Raw genomic sequence first — 24,712 nt, 5'->3', positions numbered from 1 at the left:
GGGCCGCCAGCGCGCCGGCCCGGGTCACGCGCGACTTTCTCGTAGAGCCGCCGTACAAGCTCCTGGTCACGCCTCGCCGGAACTCTGTCAGCGCAAGCTCGAAGGATCGGTGCTCTGCAGTTCCAGGCCCATGCACTCGGCGAGGCCTGTGGCCAGTGCCGACAGCGTCGGATGCTGCCAGACAAAGTTGTTGGCGAGCTCGACCCCGAGGTCGGATTCCAGACGGACCCGTAATTCCATGGACAACAGCGAATCGAAGCCCAGCGCCTTCAGAGGGGTCTGCGCGTCGAGAGTGGTGCTGCCCAGCCGAAGAACTCCGCGAATGTGCTCGGCCATGTAGGTCTCAAGAGCCTCTCGCCGGGCGATACCTGGCGCGAGGCCTTCGAGACGGCCCCGGATGTCGCGGGAATCCTCCGGTGCGTCTACCGAATATTCGTTGTCCGGGGCGAGGCGGCTGAAGAACGAGGACTGCCGTCCGGTGAGGGGAATCCAGGTGCTCGGCTCCCCGGGAATCACCCCGGTCTGGACGCGTCCGTGTGCCAGAAGCGAGTGGAGCGCCAGCAATCCCTTGTCGGTCGGGATCGTCTCGTAGCCCCGACTGCTGAAGTCGGTTGCGACACCGGTCTCGCCCCATGGACCCCAGTTGACGGCGAGCGTGGGCAGGCCGGCGCGGCTCCGCCATGCGGCGAAGGCGTCGAGCCAGGAGTTGGCGGCTGCGTACACGCCCTGTCCGGGGTTGCCCAGCAGGGAGGCCATGGAGGAGAAGACGACAAACCAGTCCAGTGTGTGTGCTGCGGTGGCGTTGTGCAGTTTCCACGCGCCGGTGACCTTGGGGTTCCATACGCGCTTCAGCTGGGAGTCTCGGATGTTGGCGATCGCGGCGTCCTCAAGGACCATGGCACAGTGGATGACACCGCGCAGGGGCGTCCGGTCTTCGGTGGCGGTGGCCACCAGGCGTTCTGCGGTACCAGGTTTGGCGATGTCGCTCAGTACGACAGTGATCCGGGTGCCGCCGGCGGACAGCTCTGTGATCGCGCGCGCGGCGGCAAGGGAGGGAGGTGTGCGGCCGTTGAGGACGATGTGACTCGCGCCCTGCTCGGCCAGCCAGTGCGCGGTTGCCAGGCCGAGGCCGCGCAGGCCGCCGGTCACGATGTAGGCGCCGTCTGTGTGCACGACAGGCGGTCCTTCGGGAAGGACCGCAGTGGTCTTCCCCCGGTTCGGGATGGTCAGGACCAGCTTGCCGATGTGGCGGGCGCTGGCCATCAGCCGGAAGGCTTCGGTGGCTTCGGCGAGCGGATACGGGCTGCAGAGCAGCGGCTTGAGACGGCCTTCGGCGAACTCGGTGACGACCTCACGCAGCACGGTCGCGAACATGTCGGGGCGGGTCCGTTGGAGTTCGATGAGATCAACGGTGCTCAAGGTGATGTTGTGCCGGAACGGGGCCAGCCCGACAGGGGCGTCGGCCAGGATGTCGCGCACTCCCAGTTCGACGAAGCGGCCGAAGGGCCGAAGCGTCTCCAGCCCTGCGCGGACGGCCGCACCGGAGAGCGAGTTGAGGACGACATCGACGCCCTGGCCGTGGGTGGCGTTGCGGGTCTGCTCGGCGAAGTCCAGGGACCGGGAGTCCATCACCCGCTTGATCCCGCTGCCGCGTAGGTATCGTCGCTTCTCTTCGTTGCCGGCTGTGGCCAGCACCTCGGCGCCGAGCAGCTTGGCGACGGCGACCGCCGCCAGACCGGTGCCCCCGCTGGCCGAATGGATCAGGACGCGTTCTCCCGCGCGCAGCCGGGCGACGTGGCGCAACGCGTACCAGGCAGTGAGGAAGGCCGTGGGCACTCCTGCCGCGGCGACAGGATCGAGCATGGCTGGAATCGGGGCGACCACGGTCGCGGGCACAGTGACGAACGAGGAGAAGGCGCCGCCTTCGAGGTGAACGGCGAGCACCGGGTCGCCGACACGTAGGTGCTCGACGCCAGGCCCGACTTCGGTCACCACGCCTGCGCACTCGAAGCCGATCCGGTACCGGATGTCCTGCTCGCCGGGCAGGAGGCCCATAGCCGTGAGTACGTCGCGGAAGTTGAGGCCCGCTGCCTGGACGCGCAGTTCCACTTCGCCCGGTCCTGGAGTCCGCCGCCCGGTCGCGGCGAGTTCCAGACTGCCGAGATCCCCGAGCCGCCCCGCCCGGAGGCGGAATCCGTCCACCCCGTAGCGCACGGTGCGGGTGGCGGCCCTGGCCTGTTCGGAGGCGGCAAGGGGGGCGTGATCGAGACGGGCGATGTACCGGGTGGTGCCTCGTAGGGCGATTTCGTCTTCGTGGCCATCGGCGAGCAGTTCCTCGGCCAGGCTCCGCAGGCCTGGGTCGCCGTGGTCCGTGTCCACCAGGGTGGCGCGCATGCGCGGGTGTTCGAACGCCAGGACGCGGATCACGCCGCGCAGGGCACTTTGCTCAAGATCCACGGTCTCGTCGGCCGCTACCGCGCGGGCGGCCCGGGTGACGGCGTACAGGCGAGGAGGGGTGGAACTGCGGGCGGCTGCCTGGGCAGTGGCGAGGATTCGTCGGGCACGCCGCTGGGCGCCCACGGTGGGATCGTCCGTGGTGGTGGGTGATGTTCCGCACAGCATCACGACGGCGCGCGCAGGGGTCGCGAGGGCCTCCAGGTGTGTGCTGACGGATTCGGCGAACGGTCCGAGCCGGTCATCCCGCAGCGGGGTTTCCCACGCCTCGGCCTGAGCCCCGGCCTCGCGCAGGATGGTGGCCAGTGCCTCGGCGTCTCCTTGGCCCTCCCCGATGACGAGCCATTTTCCGGGCGCTGGCTGAGGGGTGGCCTTCGGACGTGGGACCGGATGCCAGCCGGTCTCCAGGAACCACTGGTCGACCTGATCGGCCTTCCGTGTGCTTCGGCGTGCAAACTTCACTCTGTCGATGGCCATAACCGGTTTGCCTGTTTCGTTCAGCAGACGGGCATGCCCCATGGCGCTGTCGGCTGTGGTCTCAACGATCCGGGCGTGGCAGTACACAGCGGTCGCGGGATCCCCCAGAATCCGTACTGCCCCCATCTGGACGGGAAGGATCAGCCCCTGGCCGACGTCCTCGACGGGCCCTGCGACCAGGAGTTGCAGGCAGAGATCGACGAGGACAGGGTGAACCCGCAAGGAGAGGTCTCCGGTCCGCGCGGGCTCCGGGACAACGACGCGGGCCCAGAAACTGTCTCGGCTGCGGGAGGCGTGCAGATCCGTGATGCCGGTGAACGCCGGACCGTGTTCCAGTCCACGGGAGCGGAGTCTTGTGTAGAGAGCTGCGGGATCGTCGGTGACCGTGTGCCTCCGTGCCAGGGTGGCGACGGACGCGGTGTGGGTGCGCGTGGGCCGGGAGAGACGGCGCAGCACGGCTGAGGCGTACATCACCCACTGGCCGTCGTCACCGCGTCCGAAGATTTCGCATGTGGCGTGGTCCGGGGCAGTCATGGTGACGGTCGTGCTGAGGTCGGTGTGCTCGGTCAGACGCAGCAGCTCCCGGAATGAGACGTCGGTGATCTCTACGTCGGCGGGGGTGGCTTCGAACACCTCGCAGGCGGTGGTCAGTGCGATGGCGTAGTGGGCGGCGCCGGGCAGTACCGGGGTTCCGTGCACTCGGTGGTCGGTCAGCCAGGGCAGCCCCGTGGTTCCGGCGTCCCCCTGCCAGCAGTGGCGCGCCTGCTCGCCGGGTACTTCGGTGTGGCTGCCCGGCAGGGTGACGGTCGAGCGTGCGACGTGCTGCTCGGCGGGGGTGGCCAGCCGGGCGGCATCCACCCAGTGGTACTTGCGGTCGAAGGTAATGGTGGGGACGTCAGCGAGGTCGCCCCGCGCGTACAGCGGCGACCAGTCGACGTTCACACCCGCGCAGTGCAAGGCCGCGAGCTGGGTGCGGAACGTGGTGGGTTCGTCCTCTCCGCGGCGTAGCGTGGGCAGCACGACCGGTTCGCCGGTCAGGTCTCGCAGGCTCTCCGCGACGGCGTGTGTGACCACTGGGTGCGGGGAGATCTCGAGATACACCAGGTTGCGATCCGCAGCAGCCGTGGCCACCGCCGGGCAGAAGCGCACCGGGTTGCGCAGGTTCGCGCACCAGTAGGCGGCGTCGAAGGCCGGCACCTCGTGCGGGTCCTTCAGCACGGTGGAGTAGAAGGGGATCCTGGGGCGTTGAGGAGTCAGGTCCGCGAGGCTGGTGAGAAGTTCTGCGAGCAGTGGGTCCACTTGCGGGCTGTGGGAGGCGACGTCTACCGCGACGGTCATTGCCGGGATACCGCGGTCCTCCCAGCCGGCGACGAGCCTTGCGACCTGGGTGGGGTCGCCAGCCACAACGGTGGAGTTCGGCGCGGCAAGGACCGCCACAGAGACTGACTCGGCATTGTTCGCGGCGAGTTCGGCCTCCACCGCGGCCCGGTCCAGTCCTACGGTTGCCATGGCACCGGCTCCAGCGATCCGGGTGAGCAGCGCGGAGCGCCGGCAGATCACCCTGGCGCCGTCCTTCAGCGACAGGGCCCCGGCCACGACAGCGGCCGCGACTTCTCCCATGGAGTGGCCGATGACACCGGCCGGCTCGACTCCATGGGCGCGCCAGGTGGCGGCCAGCGCGATCTGCAGGGCAAACAGCACGGGCTGCACTTTGGAACATTCCGTCACCGGTTCACCGGCGCGTACCACGTCCAGTACGGAGAACGCGGCCTCGGCGAAGATGTGAGCGTCGACTTCGGTCAGGGCCGCTGCGAAAGCCGGTTCCTGCTGCAACAGTCCCCGTCCCATGCCCGGCCACTGCGAGCCCTGCCCGGAGAATACCCATACGGGCTGCCGGGAGGCGGTGATGCCAGTCGGCCCCGTCACTACGGCCGGGTGGGCCCGGCCCGCTGCGAACGACCTCAGTGCGCCGACCGCGTCGCGCGTCGAACGGGCCACGACTCCGAGACGTCCCCGCCCTGCGCTGCGTCGCAGGGCCAGGGTGTGCGCGACGTCGCCCAGCGGTACCTTCGCCCCGTCGCTCTCCAGCCAGTCGGCCAGACGCAGTGCCGCGGCCGGTAGCACGGCGGGGGATCCGGCCGGAACCAGGACCACTTCGGATACGGCAGGAGGGGTCTGCCGCCGGTGTGGCAGGGCCGTTCGGCTGTCCTGTGGCGGTTGTTCCAGGATGACGTGGGCATTGGTGCCGGAGAATCCGAAGGAGGAGACCGCGGCCAGCCTCGTCGGCGCCTGAACGGGCCACGGAGCCAGCTCGGTGGGTACGAAGAAGCGTGTCTTGTCCGCGGCGATGGCCGGATTCCAGCGGGTGAAGTTCAGGTTGGGGGGGATGAGCCCGTGTTGGAGGCACAGGACGGTCTTGATCAGTCCGGTGACTCCGGCGGCGGGCTCCAGGTGGCCGAGGTTGGTCTTGACGGAACCCAGAGCGCACCGGCCGTGGCCGGTGCCGTACACCTGCGCCAGGCTGGCGAACTCGATCGGGTCACCGAGCGGGGTTCCCGTTCCGTGAGCCTCGATCAGCCCCACGTCCCGCGGGTCGATCCCGGCGTTTGTGAGCGCCTGCTGGAACAGGGCCTGCTGGGCGGTGGGAGAGGGGGCGGCCAAGCCGTCGGACCTGCCGTCCTGGTTCACGGCGGACCCGCGGACGACGGCGAGGACGCGGTCGCCGTCCCGTTCGGCATCGGCCAGACGTTTGAGTACGACCGCGCCGCAGCCTTCACCTCGGACGAAGCCGTCCGCGGCTGCGTCGAAGGTGTGGCAGCGCCCAGTGGGCGACAGCATTCCCATCCGGGCGAAGGACAGAGTTGTCCTGGGGCGGAGCATGAGTGTGACGCCGGCGGCGAGGGCGAGATCGCATTCGTTCTGAAGCAGCGCCCGGCAGGCCAGGTGGAACGCGACGAGCGAGGACGAGCAGGCCGTGTCGAGGGCGATGCAGGGGCCGTGCAGGCCCAAGAGGTAGGAGATACGGCCTGCGGCGACGCAGTGCCCGTTCGTCAGAATGGAGCCCTCGAGTTCTTGGGGCTGTCCGGCGAGCTGATCCATGTAGTCGTTGTAGCTGAGACCGGTGAAGACGCCTGTCGGCGAGCCGGTCAATCGATCGGGTGGCAATCCGGCGTGCTCCAGCGCCTCCCAGACCACCTCCAGCAGCAGCCGGTGCTGGGGATCGAGTACGTCCGCCTCGCGGCCGGAGACACCGAAGAAGTCCGCGTCGAAAACGGACACGTCATTCAGGTAGCCGCCCTGCTGAGGAGGTGTGGGCACGCCGGGGGTTCGCTCGGCGCCGTGTTGTGCCCAGAGCGTCTCGCGTCCCGGCGGCGGATTCCCGACTGCCCCTTGCCCCTTGGCGAGCAGCTGCCACAGGGCTGCGGGGGAGTCGATATCGCCAGGAAGCCTGCAGCCCATGCCAATCACAGCGATGGGGTCCGTTGCCTTGTTCGAGGGATGCCTGTGTCGGCCCACGGTGGTTCTCCTTATCGATTGACTGCGCAAGGAAGCGCTGAGTTCCCGCTCTGCTGACGGCTCATCCGGGCTCGCAACGCGCACGGGCAGGGGCCGGACCGGGTGGCATGGAGGGCTGAGGGTTATCGGGGCGGGCCTCAGACGTCGGGGCTTCCCAGGAGGATCGCGCTCTTCACCCCACCGACCTGGTAGTTGAAACTCAGCGCGTAGTCGAAGTCGAGAGGCCGGGTGTGCACGCCGGGAACCGGGTCGAAGGTGAGGTTGTCCGCCGGCTGCTCGCAGTTCGCGGTGGGACATACCTCGCCGCGCTCCATCATGAGCAGGGTAAGAGCGACGCCGAGACAGCCCGCGGGCGCGCCGTTGTGGCCGAAGCAGCCTTCCTGAGACGTCATCAGAAGGTCCTGGGCGGCGGAGCCGTACAGTTCCTTGATCGCGTTCGCCTCGAAGGCGGTGACCACCACGTTGCCGTCGCTGCCACCGTGGACGTAGGGCACCTGGCCGATCTCCCAGCGGTCTGCGAGACATCGGCGGACGGCGGACACCAGCTCGCGGCCCGTCTCGTCGGAAGCCAGAGGGTTGGTCAGCCCGTCGCGGGTCGTGGCCTGGGCGAGCACCTGACCGTACAGGTGGGCCCCGCGCCGGGTGGCGTGTTCGCGGCTTTCCATGATGACGGTCACCGACCCCTCGCCGTGGTTGATGCAGTCGGCACGCCGGTCGTAGGGGCGCATGAGGGAGTCGAAGGACGGCAGAAGCGCGGGCATGTCGTCGGACCGGATGATCTCGTACGTCTTCTGCGCGCCCTGCAGCAGGCGCTGGATGTTTCGGATCAGTTTGACGCTGAAGATGTCGACGCCGGTCACGACGGCGATGTCGACCTCGCCGTCGGCGATCAGGCGTCGGGCGTTGCCGATCTGTACTGCGGATGACGCGCAGCCGCACGAGACCGTGAAGTTGGGGCCTTTCGATCGGGACAGTGCGCCTTGGACCAGGGCGACGTCGGAGGGAGTGACGGCCTGTTCTGCCGCGACGAACAGTTCCATCGCCTCCGTCACGCGAATGGTCTCGGGATCGGCTCGCAGCACGGCGAGGTAGCTGTCGATGTTCGCGTCGACGCCACCGCGTCCGGCCAGGATCGCCGCGTCGGCCAGGTCGCCCGAGTAGGGATCCAGTTCGGCGTCCGAGCATGCCTGCGCCATGGACACCAGGCCGAACCGGTGCGCTGCGGTGTAGTGGCGTGAGAAGAAAGGGGCGACATCGGGGAGGAGTTCGTCGAACATTGCGTCCGAGAGGTCTACCGAGCCGTAGTAGGCGTTGCTCTGCATGAGGCAGGAGGCCCCTCGGGAGGCGATGTTCCACAGGTCGTCCGCGGTGAAGACGGGTCGCCCGTCACCGGGAAGGCAGAACCCGATACCGGTGACCACGGCATCCCGCGCGTGCCGACCGCCTCCCGAGAGGGAGGCCGCCCCGCTCACGACACACCTACGTGCAACAGAGAATTCGTCATGGTGATCCCCTCCGGATCAGTTGGTAGGCCCCGCACGTAATCGGCTGTGTGCTACTGAGGAAGAGATTCCGCAGCGGCCGGATTCGTACAGGTATCTATTCGGCGATGTACGTGTGGTAGATCCATCGATAGACGGGCAGCATTTCACCATCGAGTTCGGCATAGTGATCCACGAACTCAAAATGCTCATAACCGTTCCGATAGGGAACCGTCACTCTTGTTTCATTTTCCAGTGATTTCACTTCCCAGGTCGATGGAGATCCCTCCGGTCCTCCGCTGAGCATTACACGAATTGATTGAGACATAGCGCTCTCCAGTCGGGAGGATCAGCGCTGAGTGATCAGCGGAGACGTTGGCTCGATTGTTTTCCGCCACGCCGCCCCGAGTGCAGCTGAAAATGCTTCCACCACAGAACGGTGAGTGTCACCATGCCGCGCAACTGGTCCAGGAATCCCATGTTCTGCGCGTCACTCCCCATCGTGCGGGAGCCGGTCCGGAGGCGGCGCGGACGGTATCGGCGACCGGCCTCGCGTACGAAACGACGTGGCCGCCACAGGGTCGAAGCCGGCAGCGCGCGCCATCGTGACCGCATTGACCAGCGCGGTTCCAGGGCGCAGCGCGGGGGTCCGGGCGTAGACGGCCGTCGGGATCACGGCGGGCCCTGATGGTGGGAGGCAGGCCCTGATGACGGCTTGGACAGCGCTGGGAACTCGCATGGCGCCCCTTTGGTGAGGTGATGCGAGCCGCCTCTTCCTTGCCGGGGGCGCTCATTGCGACGAACGATCTCGATGCTGCGCACAACTGGCTGGCCGGTCGTGCGGTGGATCGTCGGTTGCCGCGCTCCCCGGAGAGGAGGGCAGCCCACCGGTTGGATTCAAAACGGTTATCCCACAGGGCTGAATAATCTCGCAATGAGGCCGCTTACAATTCACCCGTATGGCGTAATGTGATGAACGGCGGACTCCATCTTCCCGGCGGCCTTCGCAAATCCAGCCTCACCAGTCACGAAGTCGCATTCGTGACGGCTTGCCGCCGAGATGTCGCGCACGAATGGAGATAGCCCGCACTCCGGTAATTATCTGGCAATGGCTGGTTGCGGTGAAATGATCTTGGCGTGACTGCCGCCGTCGTGGCGGCAGTGGCCCGCAGCTGGCCACCACTCTCGGAGTAAATTTCGGACTGGGCCAATCGGGTGACTAATTGGCACAGGGGTTGATGACAGTTCATTCATTGGAGTTACTGAAGTCGTTGAACCGGTGGGTCGCCCATCCCTCTCCGGGGAGCTCGGCAATTGGCCCGCCCGTTTCAGCCCTTCCTGCTGGCAGGGCTTCGGCGAGCAGAGCCACTGCAAGGCTGCTCCGGAGAGCCACCGGCCGGTAGGTGCGACATCGGCTGGTGAAGCGTCTCGCCGTGCTTGAGACCGGGCAGTGGTGCGCACCTCGCGGCTGATGTCCGGCGGCCCCCGATCGCCGTCGGATCCGCCCCGTCCCGAGCGGACTCATCGCCGCGAGCCACTGCCCGGTTGCCTCTCCCGGAACCGAGAGTCGATCTTCCTCTCACCCCTGCCCCCGTCAGGCATGAGGGAAGCCCGCCCTCGCTCTCGGCCGGTTCCCGTGCGGACCGCAATGGTCCGCCTGTCACAGGAGGATCCGTCATGTCCACAATCGCAACCTCGTCCGGCCAGTCACCGTCGGTCGCCCAACTGCCCTTCCCCTTCGGTCCACTGCTCCTGGCGGTCCTGCCCAACTCCGGACCGGTCGCCGGCGGCAACACGGTCCATCTCCTCGGAGCGGGCCTCAGCGGTGCCACCAGCGTCCTGTTCGGTACCACGCCAGCCACCATCGTCTCCCAGGACGTGCTGGGGCTCACTGTCACGGTCCTGGTCCCCGCGCACGCCGCAGGCACGGTACCGGTCACCGTTACAACGAGCGGTGGTACCAGCAACCCGGTTCCCTACACCTACGCGACCCCGTCCACGCCTGCTCCTCCCACCGCCACCAGCATCATCCCGGCCTCGGGCCCGGTCGCCGGCGGCACCCCGTTCGTGATCACCGGCACCAATCTGAACGGCGCCACTGTCACCGTCAACGGAGTTCCGGCCACCGTGCTGGGCAGCGACCCGACGGGAATCCTGCTGTTCGGGATCACCCCGGCCGGCGCCACCGCGGGCAACGTCCCGGTCGTGGTCACGACCACGGCCGGCACCACCACTGTCCCCGGCGGGTACACCTACATCTGACCACCCCCTCACGGCCCCTCTCCTGCCACGTCGCCATGCCGACTGGCCAGGGCTGTGAACAGCGCCGGCCTGCGAGTTCCTCGCGCAGGCCGGCGCTGTTCGGAACCAGGGACGATTCTGTAGCGACCGGCCCACCCGGCGGCGACGGACCCGAGGACGCAACGGCAGAGGAAACGCTGCGACGCGGTATGAGGTGACCCCTGTGGTGTGGACACACCTGACAATGGATCTTGTTGATACTGGAAGGTGTAGATCTACGTGGCACGACCCTCGAAGCACAGTGCGGTGTTCCGGTCCGAGGTGATCGCGTTATGGCGGGCTTCGGCCGGCAGGCGGGCGTTCAAGGACGTCGCGGCTGATCTGAACGTCAACCCCGAGAAGCTGCGGACCTGGGTGCGTGATGCCGACGGTCGTCCACTCACCGTCGGCGCGTCGCAGGAAACCGAGGCCGAGTTGGCCCGGCTGCGGACGGAGAACGCGCGGCTGGCCAGGGCGGAGAAGGAATGGCAGCTGGAGCGGGAGATCCTGCGTCGGGCAGCGGCCTATTTCGCCCGGGAGATGAAGTGAAGACCGCCGCTCGGGACTTCGTCTCCGCCCACGCCGAGACGTTTGGCATCAAGCGGATATGCCGGGTGCTGGAGGTCTCCCGCTCGGGCTACTACCGGTGGATCACCGGCGCCGAGGCGCGGGCGGGGCGGCAGTTCGAGGAGGACGCGCTGGTCGAGGAGATCCGCGAAATCCATGCCGAACACCGCGGGAACTACGGCGCGCTTCGAGTCCATGCCGAACTGCGCGGCTTCGGCCGGACGGTCAACCACAAGCGCGTGGCCAGGCTGATGCGCAAGCACGGCCTCGTCGGCCGTCACCTGCGGAAGGAGAAGCGCACCACGATCCCGGACCGCCTCGCGCCGCCGGTGGCGGACCTGGTCCAGCGGGACTTCACCGCCGGTACGCCGGCCCAGAAGTGGTGCGGCGACATCACATACGTGCAGGTCGTAGCCGCGTGCCTCTACCTCGCTTGCGTCATCGATATCCGGTCGCGTTGAGTGCTCGGCTGGCCGATGGCCCCGCACATGCGGGCCGAGCTCGTCATCGACGCGCTCCAGGCCGCAGTCGCGACCTGCGGCCGCGACGTCACCGGAGTGACCTTCCACGCGGACCACGGATCGCACTACACCTCGGCCGCGTTCGCCCAGGTCCGCGACCTGCACGGCATCCGCAGAAGTATGAACAGGGTCGGCTCCAGCCACGATTGTGAGGATGGGATCACCGTTGCCGGGGGCGGCCTGACTGGTGTGACGACTGACCCCTCGGGTGTCCTTGCTGTTGATCTGTCGGTCACTCCGGCGGCGGGCCTGATGCGGGCCGCCGGCCGCACGGGCAGTGACCGAGTAGGAGCCCGTTGCCCCCAGGCACTCGTCACACCCTGGCCTCCCGCCCGGCCGGCGGTCTCGTGCTGACCGCCGCTCCCGGGAGGGGAACCGACAGCCATGACCAGCATTCTGCAGGGAAACGATCGGGAAAGTCGTCGTCGGAGCCGACACCCACGAGTACATCCACACCGCCGTCGCCGTCGATGTCGTCGGTGGTGTCCAGGGCACCGTCAGTGTCCTTGCTGACCGTGGTGGCTACGAACAACTCGACTCACAGGCACGGCAGTTACGCCCATGTCGGCCCTGAAGTCCTAGCTCAGACACCAGCCGCGAAGTAGCTCCGTGGTCAGTGGCTGAGGGTGTTGACGCGGTTCTCGTACTCGCGCCGGGCCTTGCGCTGGGCCGGGATCGCGGCGGAGCTGTCGAGTGCCTGGCAGCGAGCGAGGAGTTGGCGGTGGATCGCAGGGGTGGCGCTGATGCGCAGGGTGTAGCCCTGGCCGCGTCGTACGGGCACACCTTTCTTCAGCGCAGTCCGCTCGGCGGGCTCCAGTTCGGCAGCGCGTAGGAAGTCGGCGACCTTGCCGGGCATGTCGAGGGTGATGGGCAGCTCCGGCGCCGGGGCGTCCTGGTCGGTGGCGTGCTCGGGCAGGAGGTCGGCGACGGCCGTGCGGATGGCGCCGCGGCTGACGCCGTGCTCGAGGGCCAGGGCAGCGATGGACTGGCCCTTCAGGTAAGCGGTGCGTACGTCGGCGACGGTGTCGCCCGCGAGGGCGGGGCGGCGTCCGCCCTTGTTGCCCTTGGCCTCGGCGGCCCGTAGTCCGTCGTACGTCAGCTCGCGCTGGAGATCGCGCTGGAGTTCGCCGGCGGCGGCGAGGGTCTGCACCATGAACTTCACGGTGGACAGCAGTTCGCCGGTGCGCGGGTGGCGGGCGGTGAGGTCCATGCCGGAGAAGGCGCCGTCGTGGATGCGCAGGGCGAGCCGGTCGCGGTGCAGGACGTCGAGCACGTCGAGGATGTGCCCGGTGCCGCGCACCAGGCGGAACATCTCGGAGATGTGCACGGTGTCGCCCGGCCGCGCGTAGTCGAGCAGCTTGCCGAACTTCGGGCGCTGGAGCGGGTGGAGACGGCTGGAGGTGCCGGCCTCTTCCTCGAAGACGACGGGGTCCTCGATTTCGGCTTCGGCCAGGACGAGGTTCTGGCGGTCGGTCGATTGCTGGTCGGTCGACGCCCGCTTGTAGACGAGATCGGCCACGCTCTTCCCCGCTTCTGTCGCCGCATCGGACCTCGGCTGTCATCTAACCCTGTCGTCAACTGCCATCGGATCTCATTGGATCCGAGTCGTCGCCAGGCCCCTAAAATCCGGGGTTCATTGGACGCCCGCCGAACCTGTCGCCATTCGAGTCCTGGACGACGTTCTTCATGACCCGGTGGAGTCAGGTGTTGGACGCCGGGGAGTCGGACGAACTGCTGGTCGTAGAGCCGCTGTGCCGATCCGAGCCCTCAGCCCGAACCGGCGACCAGCGCCTCGCCGAGCGGGGTGCGCCGGTAGAGCACCGACCGTCCGGACCGGGCGCGGACGAGCAGTCCCGCGCCTCGCAGGATGGCGAGGTGGTCTCCTACCGCGCCGGGTGTCATGGCGAGGCTTCGGGCGAGGTGGCTGGTACTGGCCGGGGCGTCCAGCGCCAACAGCAGCCGGGCTCGGGACCGGCCGACCAGAGCGGTCAGGGCGTCCGGTCGGGGGACGCTCTCCTGTTCGCCCCACAGGGCGGCGGTGCCGCGGGCACGATAGACCAAGGTCCTGGGCCAGGGGTCTTCCAGGTGGGCGGCGATATTCGCGACGAAGACCGAAGGGATCAGCAGGAGCCCGTCGCCGGCGAGGCGGACTGTTCCCACTTGAGGGAAGTGGCCGATCTCGATACCGCCGGCTTGCCAGGCGATGCTCGGGTGCAGGCTCTCTATGGTCGTGACCCATCCGTGTTCGCCGATCACACCCACCCGGTGCACGACGTCGCGCTCACAGATCGCGCGCAGTTGCGGCCAGTCCGTGGCGAGCAGCTCGTGCCAGGCCTGGTCCATCGCCTCGGCGATCCTGGAGACGGCGTCCGTCGAGTCCAGCACTGCGCGGACGCGGGGATCACGGGCGGACGGGCCGGTCGCGTTGGTGGCGATTTCGTGGCGGGCCGCTTCCAGCGGTGTGGCCCGGATCATGGCTAGGTCGTCTGCCCAGGTCTGGTTGAGGCCGCGCGGGGGCGGGGCGACGAAGTTCGGTCCGGATTGCGGGGTGTGCAGGGCGAGGGCGGCGTTCAGTTCGCTCTCGCGGCGAAGCCGTTCAAAGGTCGGCAGGAGCCGGGTGGCCCAGGCTCGCGGCAGCGGCCGGTCTTGGCCGGCGAGCGAGCGCAGCAGGAAACACAGGTCCATCGCGGGCGACAGTGCGAAGCGGCTGCGCAGCAGGTCCTCGACGGAGACTTCGAAGCGGAGCACCGCGCCATGCTACCGCCGGACGTCTGTTCCGATTCGTCCAGCGACGAATCATTGGTGAGTGGCGTGGGCGCACGGCGAGGCTGCGCGTCATGACTCCAACCGCCGAGCCCGCACAGGGCAACCACCGTGCCACCTACCGGGAGGTGCTGGCCGAGCCGCGATTCCGGCTGCTTTTCTCAACCCGCACCGTCGCGATCACCGCGGACGCGCTGCGGATCACCACGTTCTCGGTGCTGGTCTTCTCGGCCACCGGCTCCGCGCTGCTGAGCGCACTGGCCTTCGGCATCGGCTTCATCCCGCAGCTGTTCGGCTCGCTGCTGCTGGGCTCACTGGCCGACCGGCTGCCGGCCCGCGCGCTCATCACCGGCGGCTACGCCTTGACGTGCGCCGCCGCCCTGCTGCTCGCCCTGGTGCGGATGCCGGTCGCGGCAAGCCTTGGTGTCGTGGCGCTGGTCGCCCTCGCCACACCGGTGTTTCACGGCGCGTCGAGTCGGCTGGTCGCGCAGTCGCTGGAGGGCGACGCCTATGTACTGGGCCGTTCACTGAACAACATCGCTGCCTCCGGCGCGCAATTGTTCGGTCTGGCGCTGGGAGGTGCGGCCGTCGCGGTACTCGGCCCGCGCCGGGCGCTCGCGGTCAGCGCCGCCCTCTACCTCGGCTGCGCGCTCGCTGTCCGCATCGGGCTACCCCGGCTGCAGCCGGGAGAGTTCGGCGACACACCCGGCAGCGCTCGGGGCGATGGCGGCACCGTCCGGGCAAGCCTGCACGGTGCCGGCCTGCTGCTGCGCAAACACACGGTGCGACGACTGATGCTGGCCCAGTGGCTACCCGTCGCGTTCGTAGCGGGCGCGGAAGGCCTGATCGTCGCCTACGCGGGAGGACGCCACTTCGCGCCCGGCTGGTACGCGGTGCTGATGGGCTGTCTGCCGGTCGGCATGCTGGTCGGCGACCTGCTGGTGGGCCGACTCCTACGGCCACTCACCCGGGAGCGACTGGTAGTCCCGTTGATTGCGCTGATGGGACTGCCGCTGGTCGGCTTCGCTGCCGAGCCCGGAGTGGGCGTCTCGTCCTGTCTGCTGCTGCTCTGCGGCTTCGGATTCGCCTACGGTCTCGGCCTGCAACGGCCGTTCCTGGACGCCCTGCCGCAGGATGGCCAGGGCCAGGCCTTCGGCCTGCTCGGCTCCGGCAACATGACGCTGCAGGGCGTCGGGCCGGCCTGCTTCGGCGCGGTTGCCGCAGGCATCGGAACAGGCGGCGCAATCGCCCTGGCAGGCGGCGCGGCGGCGCTTACCGCCGGCTGGATCCTCACCTGGCACCCGCCCACCTCCCCGGTCCCCGTCCCGAACGACTCAACGGGATCAGAGAACGGCACCGAACAGCATGCGTGTAGTTCTCGTGCGCAGTAACCGTCGCCGGTCGAGTCGGCCGCGAGCCGTCACGCACCCCACCCCCACCCCGACGTATCTCTGACAGACAGTCATTCCCGGTAGCTCATGCGGGGGCCGCCGAAGTGCGGGGCCGGGACACAGTGGTGGGCAGCCCCAAGTCGTGGCGCTTGTCCATGTCGAGGCGGAAGGCGCCGTACGGGTTGACGTTCGACCAGAACAGCGCGGTCAGCCCGCGCCGGTCCTCGTCGCTCAGCTTCTTCGCCCAGGCCGGTTCGGCCAGGACCTGCTGCACGAGCAGGGTGTTCACGTGCACGAGCGCGGACTGGAGCAGGTGCAGGGCGAGCATCGAGGTCTCGGCATGTTCCTTGTCCGGGCCGGTCAGGGCGCCGTCCTTGCCGTAGTGGAGCACGGTGTTCGCCGAGTTCCAGTTCTCCACGACCTGGAGGCCGCCGTGGATCTCGCGGCGCAGGCCGGGGCTGGCGAGATAGTCGCACGCGAAGATGGTGCGTACGGCGCGGCCGAGTTCTTCGAGGGCTTGGTAGGTGGGGTGCTTGGGGCCGCCGCGGGTGAAGCGCCGCAGTACCTGCTCCGCCTCCGCTGTTCCGAGCCGGATCAGGTACTGCGGCGCTTCACTATCTGATCGTACTGCTGCTCGATCAGGTCCCAGCGGATCGGCCGCGTCAACGAGGCGCCGAGCGCCGGCCAGCCGGGCGCAGTGTCGTCCGGGCGGTACAGGCGGATGCTGCCGATGTTCTTCAAGCGGGGCAGCAGGCGGAAGTTGAGCAGCTCGGTGAATGCGAAACCGGTCGCCACGATCGCGCGGATGCCCATGTTCGAAATCACCGGGCAGGTCGTCCTCCGGGTTCCTCCAGCGGGCCGCGCCCTCGACGTAGATCTCCCGACGGCGCACCGCGTCCCGCAGCGCGACCAGGACGCACAGCTCGTACGGGAGGCGCTCGACCCTGCCTTTGTCGTCGACGACCGCCTCGCGCCAGTCCTTGCGCACCACGCCGTCCATCGGCGGCTCGTCCATCGGCGGTGTCATAGAAGCGGGTCTTGCCGCCCACATCGGCGTACTTCTTCAACAGCTTCATGGCGTCCATAACCGGCTGGTAGGCCGTGTTGTTGCACTTGAAGCCCAGCGTGTTCAGCAGCGGCGGCAGCATCTGCCGGTAGTACGAGCTGCAGGAGGAGCGCAGGGTGGTGCGGACCTTTGCCTTGAAGACCTTCTCGTTCGCCTTCGCCTCGGCCACCAGGTTGCGCAGCGTCTTCTCGCCGACCACCGGATACAGCGCCCGCCGTACGACCTCGTCCGGCTTGCCGACCGCGGCCTCCGCCAGCTTGAAGAGGATCCCCTCCATACCCCGGACCTTCCTCAGCTCCGCCGTCAGCTGCTTCTCCACCCGCCGCTCCGCGCGAGCGTTGATCTTGTGGACCAGCGCGATCAGGAGGTCGACCAGGGCATCGGTGATCTCCGCCTGCCGAGATGAGCACAGCAAGCACCGCGAGCAGCGTGATCCGTACGTCCTCGCTCGTGTCGCGGAAGTCCGAGGGGTACATCTTGATCGCCCGTGCCCGCCACGCGGCCACCAGCCTCTCCGGGCAGTCCACGAACAGCCCGTCCGGGAGGGCGAGTTCCCGCACCGACGTGAGCTTGAGGATCTCCATCAACAGAGCGTCCAGACCGACAGCTCCCGGATCGCGCTTGAGCGCAGCCAGCAGCGCGGTGCCCTCGTCGTTACCCTCGGCCACCAGCGTCAGCAGTCGCTCCCTGCCCACCGTGCCCAGGCGTTCGATGGTCCTCGCGCAGAATGCCCGCTCCCACCTGCCTCACGCCGCGACCAGCACCTTCTCGACACGGGTGGGGCCCGGCGGCTCGATCTTCCGCGTACGGCACTCCACCAACAGCGCCTCACGCTGCCGGTCCTCCACCAGCTCGACCGGACGCACCTCCGCGGCCAGCCACGCAGTCAGCGCCTTCTCATCCGCGACCGTCGACGGCCGAAACCCCAGGGCCTTACGGATCTGCTTGCGGTGGTACTCGGCGGTCCGCCCGACCAACGTGTACTTCGCGAAGACGGCGGCCGGGACCTTCACCAGTTCGGCGACGTACTCCACTGCGGCCGACGGGACCTCTTCCAGCACATCAGGGAACCGGCCCTCAAGCTCGAAGAACTTCAGCATCAGGCTGAAGCCGAGCCGAGTTGCCCCGCTCTTGTTCGCCACCACCAGGTCCCAGCCGCCGTCTACCAGCGTCCAGTTCGCCAACAGCTCCTCTGGCGACCACTCCTGCCGCACGCCCGCCCCTTCGGCCTCGATCACACGATCAGATCAACGACGCCACCCAGGACGGGGAAACGGGGCTCGTCCGGCTACCCGAGACCTACTTTGCGGCTGGTGTCTGAGCTAGGACTTCGGGGCTCTCTCAGGTGCTTCATGCTTCCGGAATACGGAACGTGATCGAGGTCACCGGACGACCGGGCTCGCCATCGAGGGCCCGATCGACGGGATGAACCGGCGCCGCGGGCGTTGTTCACCGGGCTGGGGACGTGGGTTGGCGACGGATTTCACCCGGCCAGTGCGATCCGTGCCCAGAATGTGCGGCCTCCGTCGGTCTCCTGCCGCGTTCCCAGTGTCTGCGCGGACTGCGCAACCATCACCAGGCCTCGACCGTACTCGTTGGCGTTGCCGGCACGGTGCGGGACGGACGATGTTCCACCCTCGTCCTGGACTTCCACGAGAAGCCAGTTGTCGTCCTTTTGCAGACGGCCCGTGATCGAGAGGCTGTTGGTGTGGACGATGGCGTTGGTCATCAGCTCAGAGATCACGAGTAAGGCCGCACACCGGGCACTTTCATCTGTTATGTCCTCGGAGTCCATCCACAGCCGGGCCAGTTGGCGGCAGACCGGCACCGCTCGCTCCAATGTCGGCACGCGGAACGAGACCGGTCGTCTGCTGGGGCAACCGTCGGCCAGGGCCCGGGCTGACGCCGTATCCGGCCATTGTTCAATCTCTTGGGGGGACAGTGAGATCTGCACCCCCGACCAAGCAGTCGGCAGCATAGTCCTTCCTCTCTCATCCTGGGCCTTGCCCAGGACGGCGGGGTGGCAGGTTTGCGCTTCCGGACACAACGCGGCGCAAATCGCTGGCGGCGGATTGCTGCCGTACCGATGCGCTCGCCGGGCGGGGACAACCGTGCCGTGAGCCGAGTGGGCGGTTCAGTGACGGCAAGCGGGGCACACCCGCCCGAAGCCGACACGGCGGGCGGGGTCCGGACGATGCCGGCCACCGGCCCTGGAGATGATTCGGTGCCGTGGGGAGGCGGCAGACTCCGTGCTCCGGCAAAGTCCCTGCGCCGTGCGCGACGGTGAGCGGGTTGGCCGAGCACGGCGTGAGAGCGACGGGCGCCCCTGCCGACTGGCGTCGCGCCGTGTCGACCTGAGCGGTCTCACCGTAGAACTCGGGAGTCCGAGACGGGGCACTGGACGTCGAAACCGTCGCCAAGAAAGCTCGCATGGTGTCCCCATAGAGGTCACTTGGGCCGCCGCGCCAGTCGGTGCCAACGGCACCGACTGGCGGATCCAAACCCCTCCCACGGGGGTGCCCATTGCGGCAGCCCCACCCGGCAGATGCCCAGGCTTTCACCTCACCTGGACAGCTACGAGAGAAATGAGCAGCCACTCCCCCGGAGAGGGTGGGCGGCCCACCGGTTTGGATAGTGATAGTTATCCTCTCGGGCGCACATGGCAGCAACAAAGCCGACACAATGTCACCCGAATGGCGTACCTGTGGCAAAATCCATACCCTTCCGCTTTGGGCCACTCGAAGACTCCCGGGCAGGCCGCCATCAGGCATCTGGACGTAGTGGTTCATACGCGTGGGCAGCCCGCGATGTCGCGGAATCGGTGTCGCACGAAGCAACAATTCTGCTTGGTGAATCGCTTCTTCTGGCTTCTTTTAATGACTGTCTGTCTGCCAGTTCTTGGCGTGATCTGTTTGGCCTGATCCCGTGGGGTAATTCGACGGCCGGTAACGCCCTACGGCAAAGACGTAAGGCGTCGCAACATCGCACCCCTCGCTCTGTGCGCACTTCGATGCTGCGGTCGACACCAATGACTCGATTGAAATCCGCACCGTCACAGGCCAGAGCGCCTCCGACACCGCGAATCATCCGGTCCACAGACGGCGTGAGACAGTCCTGCCGGCCGTCGCGAGCAGGCATTTTGGCGCGATCCGTACAGTCGGCTATCGACTCGTACCGCGGCACTGCAGTGATCGTTTGACGCCGGGTCGCGGAATAGTGCAGCCTCAATTCTGCAGACTATGAAGTCGCATGCCGACGAGGGACTCAGCCGTGGAACTGATGCCCGAGCGCAAGCTTCCAACGGATCCTTCAGGTCGGGCGATTGAATCATGCGACACTCAGAAGCCACAGCTGTATAACCACCAGTCGTTTCCGTGCTGCGCCGCTCGGATCCCTCCGGGGTACCCACATCCATGCGAAAGAATAATTCCTTCAACGTACAAGTTGATCGAGCTTGGATCTTACAGATGAAACACGAGGCCTTGTCACCACCACATCGATTCAGCCAGATAGTTTCTTGATTGAATATTGCCCAGTGCAACCGGATGAACCTAGGGCAACAGGGGCTGGGTGGGCCTCCTGAAACCCCCAGGCATTCGGCCCTATCCACGCTCCATCAATTTGCAATTTGAGTCGCTTCAGTCGCTGAAAGGAGTACGTATGGTTCCTGATCTGCACCTACGTGACAGCAACTCAGGCCGGACCGTAGCTTCTCGACCGGCAACTTGGTTGCCTGACGTACTGTCGACCGCGCTGCGACGCGCCCGGCCGGTACAACCGACCAACTGTCCGTCCCAAGGCATCCCCGCCAATTGCCACGACTGCCAGAGCCTGGGCCACAGCTTCCGCGAGTGCCCGCGTCTCCCAGCCGGCCGCTGGTGTCACTGCTTCCACGCCTCGACGACCCGTGCGTGGTGTATCCGGGTGCGTGAGCGCATCAGCCTGAGTCCGGGGTGGGCGTCGCCTGCGGTGATGCCGGTCCGGTCGTCATCGGTGTCCACGCGACATCGCTGCCCGAACGGAACCAGCTGCTGCCCGGCATCGCGGTTGCCCCGTCGGGGTCACTGCATGGATGCCACCGCCTCGCGGCGCTGCGGGGTGCAAAGTACCCGGCCCATATCGTTTCGACGCTGCGGCCCCCGGTCCTCGACTGCACTGTTATGGCAGAAGAGGCAAACGTCAGTGCGACGTTCAGCCGAGCCGCTCACACCGCGGGCGGCCTGGCCACCACCGGCCGTCTGGCGGGGCAGGACGCGGAAGCGGCCCTGGTGGCGGCCGCGGTACACATGTGTCCGGGCCAGGAATGCCGAACACCGCACGTCATCCAGTCCGGAATTGCTTGCGGGCAGCCGCCTTCCGCTCGATCCGGGAGACCGCAGGTGAACCACGCACCCAGCCACGATGACGGACCGTTCGACCCTCAAAAGGTCGTACGTCAGATTCTGCTCGGCTCCGGCTCCCCCGCCAGCACCGTCCCCGCGCAGGCCGCCAAGAGAGCTGCGCCGACGGCGATGCGGGCAACCGAGCAGGGTCTGCTGCCCGACACCCTCAGCGACCGTGGCAACGCCAAGCTGTTCGTCGCCTTGTACGGGCGGAGCTTCAGGCATGTGCCGGGCCTGGGCTGGTACCGGTGGTCGGGCTATCGGTGGGAGATCGACGAGGCCGACACCGTACTGTGGACAGCCGGCGAGATGGCCGAAAGGCTGGCGGAGACCGACCCGCACGGGCGGCACGGCGAAGCAGAGCTGCGCCGACACCGCCAGCGGGCTCTGACGACATCCGGAATGATGGCCATGCTGATACAGGCCAAGGCCGCGCCGGGGATGACTCTCAACGCTGCGCTGCTGAACGCGGATCCCTATGCACTGTGCACTCCGGAGGGGGTGGTCGACCTCCACACCGGTTTGGTCGCCGCGCCGGATCCGGAGAGGCATTGCCACTCGCGTGCCACGAGCGTCGAAGCCCGGCCGATGGGAACACCCCGCTGGCAGCAGTTCCTCACCGACACGTTCGGCGACGACGCCGACGGCCGTCAGATGATCGGCTTTCTGCACGAGCTGCTGGGCTACTCGATCACCGGTGATGTAGGCGCGCAGATCATGCCATTCCTTTATGGACAGGGAAACAACGGCAAAAGCGTTTTTCTGGACGTCATCGTCAGACTTCTTGGGGACTACGCGGATGCCGCCCCGCCCAGTTTCCTGATGGCTCGGTCTGGCGTCGTGCACGCCACCGATCTCGCCGAGTTGCATGGCCGGCGCATTATCGTCTGCTCCGAACCCAAGCCCGGTGACCGCATCGACGAGTCCCGCGTCAAGTTACTGACCGGCGGAGGCCGGATCAAGGCCCGCAGGATGCGACAGGACATCTTCAGTTTCACCCCCACCCACACACTGTGGCTGCTCGGCAACCGGCGCCCTGAAGTCAGCACCGGCGGCTACGCGTTCTGGCGCCGGATGAGGCTGATCCCGTTCGACCGGGTAGTCGCAGACGACCGGAAGATCGACAACCTCGCCGACGCCCTGGTCACCGAAGAAGGGCCGGGCATCCTGCACTGGCTCGTCACCGGCGCGCGCCGCTATCTGAACGGTCCTCGCGACCTGACCGGCCCCCCGCGGGTGCGCATCGCCACCCACACATACGCAAAGACCGAAGACCATATGGGCCGGTTCCTGAGCGAGTGCTGCACCGTGGACCCCGCCCTGCGTGCGGAGCAAACCCAGCTCTACACCAGCTACCGGAACTGGTGCCAGCTGGAGGGCGCCAACCCGGTCTCCTCACGAGCGTTCGCCGCACGTGTCCGTGAGACAGTCGGCATCGCCACACCCAAAGAGATAATCCTGTCCAACCAACGCAAGTTCTACCCCGGTATCGCGCTGAACCCTGAACTAGAAGAGAAAGCATGAATGTCCTCATCGAGCCCGCCCGACTCGCCTGCGGGAACGCCCTGCTTCGTGCGCGGCCGCTGCCGCGGTGACGAGGACGCTCCGCTACGTACCGTCAGGCACGGGGATCAGAAACAGGATCCGCGAGCCGGCACGGCTGAGAAAGCCTCAGCGCACCACACCCGCTCTTGGCCGTTCGCGCACTTCGGCACGGTCGTCGCCTGCAAGGCGAAGCGGGCCGGGTGCCGCAACCTGCTTGTCCAGGCCAACGCAAATACCCCCTTGAGCAGCTGACAGCGGCGACCTCGGCTGTCGCCAGACCGACGATCACAGTCCCGAAGGGGATGGGCGACCCACCGGGGTTCACTGGCACAAGTAGCCCACCGTCAGCGGGTTGATAAAAGCCCACAGGAGTAGACCCTGACCTAATCCGGCGCTCTGAAGGCCCTGGACTCATCCATAATTCAGCCATACGGGTGATGTTTGCCTCATCGTCCCTTCCTCATCCGGGTTCCGGTGGAGTACTTGTAGTAGGGGAACCCGAAGGCCGCCCATCCTTCTCGGGGGACTGTTCCGGTCGACCTGCCTGAAAGGCCGGCCAGCACGTGGATGGGCTGACGGACGTCGGTGAGCTCTCTTACCTACAGTACGCAGACCGCACCCTGAGTAATCAGACTGCAGCCCATCCGGATCAGACAGACCTGTGATCTGGAAGGGCGAATCATGACCTCAGCACTTCAGCGTAGTTGGCGGCAGATCCTCGGACTTCCGTGGAGGGGCTACCGTCGTCCCCTTGCGGCGATCTCATCGGACCCGACTGTGACAGTGGGCACGACACCGTCAGGAGTGGCGATCACTCCGGACGGGTTGCACGCCTACGTGACGAACGAGGGCAGCAACGACGTCAGCGTCATCGACACCGGCACCCTCGCCGTCACAGCCACCGTGCCCGTTGGAACAACACCCTTCTGGGTCGCCATCACCGGCGACGGCCTCCATGCGTACGTGACGAACGCGAGCGACAACACGGTCAGTGTCATCGACACCGGCACCAACACCGTCACCGCCACCATCGCTGTCGGAACCACGCCCCTCGGAGTGGCGATCGCGGGAACCAACGCGTATGTAGCCAACGCGAGCGACAACACGGTTAGTGTCATCGACACCGGCACCAACACCGTCACCGCCACCATCGCTGTCGGAACTGGCCCCTTCGGTGTAGCGATCACCGGCACTCAGGCGTACGTGACGAACGCGAGCGACAACACGGTTAGTGTCATCGACACCGGCACCAACACCGTCACCGCCACCATCGCTGTCGGAACCACGCCCTTCGGAGTGGCGATCGCGGGCACTCACGTGTATGTGGCCAACAACGGTGACGGCACGATCAGTGTCATCGACACCGGCACCAACACCGTCACCGCCACCATCGCTGTCGGAACCGGACCTGTCGGTGTAGCGGTCGCGGGCACCCACGTGTATGTGGCCAACAACTCCGATGACACGGTCAGTGTCATCGACACCAGCACCAACACGACGACCTTCGCAATCCCCACGGGGCCGGGACCGTTCGGGCTGGCGACCACACCGGATGGGTCGACGCTCTACATCACCGACAACTCCGACAACAGCGTTACTATCACTCCCACCGTCCCTTTCCCCACCACGACGACGCTGGCCTCGGCACCGGACCCTTCGGTGTTCGGTGAGGCGAAAACGCTCACGGCTACCGTGACTTCCTCGGTAGGTACTCCGACGGGGGCGATCAGTTTCTTCGACGGGGCGACCCTGCTGGGCACTGGGACACTCAGCGGCGGGGTGGCGTCGTTCACGACGTCGTCGTTGTCGGTTGGGTCGCATTCGCTGACCGCGGTCTACGGCGGGGATGTGAATTTCGCGGGTTCGACGTCTCCGGTCGACACCCAGACGGTGAATCAGGCAGGTACGACGACGGCCTTGACTTCGGTCCCTGACCCGTCCGTGTTCGGCGAGGCGAAGACGCTGACGGCGACGGTGGCGGTCGTGGTGCCTGGAGCCGGTACTCCCACCGGGACAGTGGACTTCTTCGACGGGGCGACCCTGCTGGGCACCGGGACACTCAGCGGCGGGGTGGCCACGTTCATCACCTCCACCCTCGCCATCGGTACTCACCCTCTCACCGCGGTCTACAACGGAAGCGGCGACTTCAGCACCTCCACATCCCCCGTGGACACCCAGACGGTGAATCAGGCAGGTACGACGACGGCCTTGACTTCGGTCCCTGACCCGTCTGTGTTCGGTCAGGTGAAGACGCTGACGGCGACGGTGG

The 24,712-nt window shown here is 67.1% G+C and carries 17 protein-coding genes; 7 read left to right on the top strand and 10 right to left on the bottom strand.

Annotated elements, in window-relative coordinates:
- Positions 1–87 precede the first annotated feature (87 nt).
- From ACFV8T_RS00085 to ACFV8T_RS00075, 3 genes are all read right to left on the bottom strand, one after another.
- Entirely contained in the window at positions 88–6,399 is a 6,312-nt protein-coding gene (locus ACFV8T_RS00085; protein ID WP_385323604.1) for an SDR family NAD(P)-dependent oxidoreductase, read from the bottom strand.
- Positions 6,400–6,584: 185 nt separating this feature from the next.
- Positions 6,585–7,868, bottom strand: coding sequence for a beta-ketoacyl synthase N-terminal-like domain-containing protein (locus tag ACFV8T_RS00080; protein WP_385322812.1), 1,284 nt, complete (start codon positions 7,866–7,868; stop codon positions 6,585–6,587).
- Between the two features lie 178 nt (positions 7,869–8,046).
- The gene (locus ACFV8T_RS00075) at positions 8,047–8,256 is read right to left on the bottom strand and encodes a DUF5988 family protein (protein ID WP_385322810.1); all 210 of its coding nucleotides are present in this window, start codon (positions 8,254–8,256) and stop codon (positions 8,047–8,049) included.
- A 1,349-nt stretch (positions 8,257–9,605) separates the two neighbouring features.
- On the opposite strand from ACFV8T_RS00075, the gene ACFV8T_RS00070 reads away from it, so the two are divergent.
- From ACFV8T_RS00070 to ACFV8T_RS00055, 4 genes are all read left to right on the top strand, one after another.
- Positions 9,606–10,190 (top strand): IPT/TIG domain-containing protein, encoded by a 585-nt coding sequence (locus ACFV8T_RS00070; RefSeq protein ID WP_385322808.1) that lies wholly within the window; start codon positions 9,606–9,608, stop codon positions 10,188–10,190.
- A gap of 258 nt (positions 10,191–10,448) precedes the next feature.
- Complete coding sequence (locus tag ACFV8T_RS00065) at positions 10,449–10,757, top strand: transposase (RefSeq protein WP_385322806.1); 309 nt, start codon at positions 10,449–10,451, stop codon at positions 10,755–10,757.
- Positions 10,754–11,236, top strand: coding sequence for an IS3 family transposase (locus ACFV8T_RS00060; protein ID WP_385322804.1), 483 nt, complete (start codon positions 10,754–10,756; stop codon positions 11,234–11,236). Before ACFV8T_RS00065 ends, ACFV8T_RS00060 begins: the two co-directional genes overlap by 4 nt.
- Entirely contained in the window at positions 11,237–11,650 is a 414-nt protein-coding gene (locus ACFV8T_RS00055) for a DDE-type integrase/transposase/recombinase (protein ID WP_385322803.1), read from the top strand.
- A 259-nt stretch (positions 11,651–11,909) separates the two neighbouring features.
- On the opposite strand, the gene ACFV8T_RS00050 is transcribed toward ACFV8T_RS00055, so the two are convergent.
- Complete coding sequence (locus tag ACFV8T_RS00050) at positions 11,910–12,815, bottom strand: recombinase family protein (RefSeq protein ID WP_385322801.1); 906 nt, start codon at positions 12,813–12,815, stop codon at positions 11,910–11,912.
- Between the two features lie 248 nt (positions 12,816–13,063).
- A complete protein-coding gene (locus ACFV8T_RS00045) occupies positions 13,064–14,044 on the bottom strand; it encodes an ArsR/SmtB family transcription factor (RefSeq protein WP_385322799.1) in 981 nt (326 codons plus the stop codon).
- Positions 14,045–14,133: 89 nt separating this feature from the next.
- Between ACFV8T_RS00045 and ACFV8T_RS00040 the strand changes: the two genes are divergently transcribed.
- Positions 14,134–15,450 (top strand): MFS transporter, encoded by a 1,317-nt coding sequence (locus tag ACFV8T_RS00040; RefSeq protein ID WP_385322797.1) that lies wholly within the window; start codon positions 14,134–14,136, stop codon positions 15,448–15,450.
- 85 nt (positions 15,451–15,535) lie between these two features.
- Here ACFV8T_RS00040 and ACFV8T_RS00035 read toward each other — a convergent pair whose 3' ends face one another.
- The 5 genes from ACFV8T_RS00035 to ACFV8T_RS00015 all read right to left on the bottom strand — a co-directional run bounded on the left by ACFV8T_RS00035 (position 15,536) and on the right by ACFV8T_RS00015 (position 18,494).
- Positions 15,536–16,012, bottom strand: coding sequence for a Tn3 family transposase (locus tag ACFV8T_RS00035; protein ID WP_385323602.1), 477 nt, complete (start codon positions 16,010–16,012; stop codon positions 15,536–15,538).
- Between the two features lie 32 nt (positions 16,013–16,044).
- Entirely contained in the window at positions 16,045–16,275 is a 231-nt protein-coding gene (locus ACFV8T_RS00030; protein WP_385323600.1) for a Tn3 family transposase, read from the bottom strand.
- On the bottom strand, positions 16,272–16,931 hold the full coding sequence (locus ACFV8T_RS00025) for a hypothetical protein (protein WP_385322795.1): 660 nt from the start codon (positions 16,929–16,931) through the stop codon (positions 16,272–16,274). Before ACFV8T_RS00025 ends, ACFV8T_RS00030 begins: the two co-directional genes overlap by 4 nt.
- A 331-nt stretch (positions 16,932–17,262) precedes the next feature.
- A complete protein-coding gene (locus ACFV8T_RS00020) occupies positions 17,263–17,754 on the bottom strand; it encodes a DUF4158 domain-containing protein (protein ID WP_385322794.1) in 492 nt (163 codons plus the stop codon).
- Positions 17,755–17,999: 245 nt separating this feature from the next.
- Positions 18,000–18,494, bottom strand: coding sequence for an ATP-binding protein (locus ACFV8T_RS00015; protein ID WP_385322793.1), 495 nt, complete (start codon positions 18,492–18,494; stop codon positions 18,000–18,002).
- A 2,182-nt stretch (positions 18,495–20,676) separates the two neighbouring features.
- Between ACFV8T_RS00015 and ACFV8T_RS00010 the strand changes: the two genes are divergently transcribed.
- Entirely contained in the window at positions 20,677–22,422 is a 1,746-nt protein-coding gene (locus ACFV8T_RS00010) for a phage/plasmid primase, P4 family (protein ID WP_385322792.1), read from the top strand.
- An 825-nt stretch (positions 22,423–23,247) separates the two neighbouring features.
- Positions 23,248–24,712 (top strand): Ig-like domain repeat protein (locus tag ACFV8T_RS00005; protein WP_385322790.1); only part of this gene is annotated, 1,465 nt, incomplete at its 3' end.

This window comes from Streptomyces sp. NPDC059832 (genome assembly GCF_042731715.1).
Taxonomy (GTDB): Bacteria; Actinomycetota; Actinomycetes; order Streptomycetales; family Streptomycetaceae; genus Streptomyces.
The sequence above is the reverse complement of the archived record's forward strand: the minus strand, read 5'-3'. Positions and strand labels throughout refer to the sequence as shown.

Excerpts from the sequence above, each read along its gene's own strand:
- ACFV8T_RS00075 (WP_385322810.1), bottom strand. The coding sequence starts at position 8,256 with ATGTCTCAATCAATTCGTGTAATGCTCAGCGGAGGACCGGAGGGATCT.
- ACFV8T_RS00070 (WP_385322808.1), top strand. The coding sequence starts at position 9,606 with ATGTCCACAATCGCAACCTCGTCCGGCCAGTCACCGTCGGTCGCCCAA.
- ACFV8T_RS00040 (WP_385322797.1), top strand. The coding sequence starts at position 14,134 with ATGACTCCAACCGCCGAGCCCGCACAGGGCAACCACCGTGCCACCTAC.
- ACFV8T_RS00015 (WP_385322793.1), bottom strand. The coding sequence starts at position 18,494 with ATGCTGCCGACTGCTTGGTCGGGGGTGCAGATCTCACTGTCCCCCCAA.
- ACFV8T_RS00010 (WP_385322792.1), top strand. The coding sequence starts at position 20,677 with ATGGCAGAAGAGGCAAACGTCAGTGCGACGTTCAGCCGAGCCGCTCAC.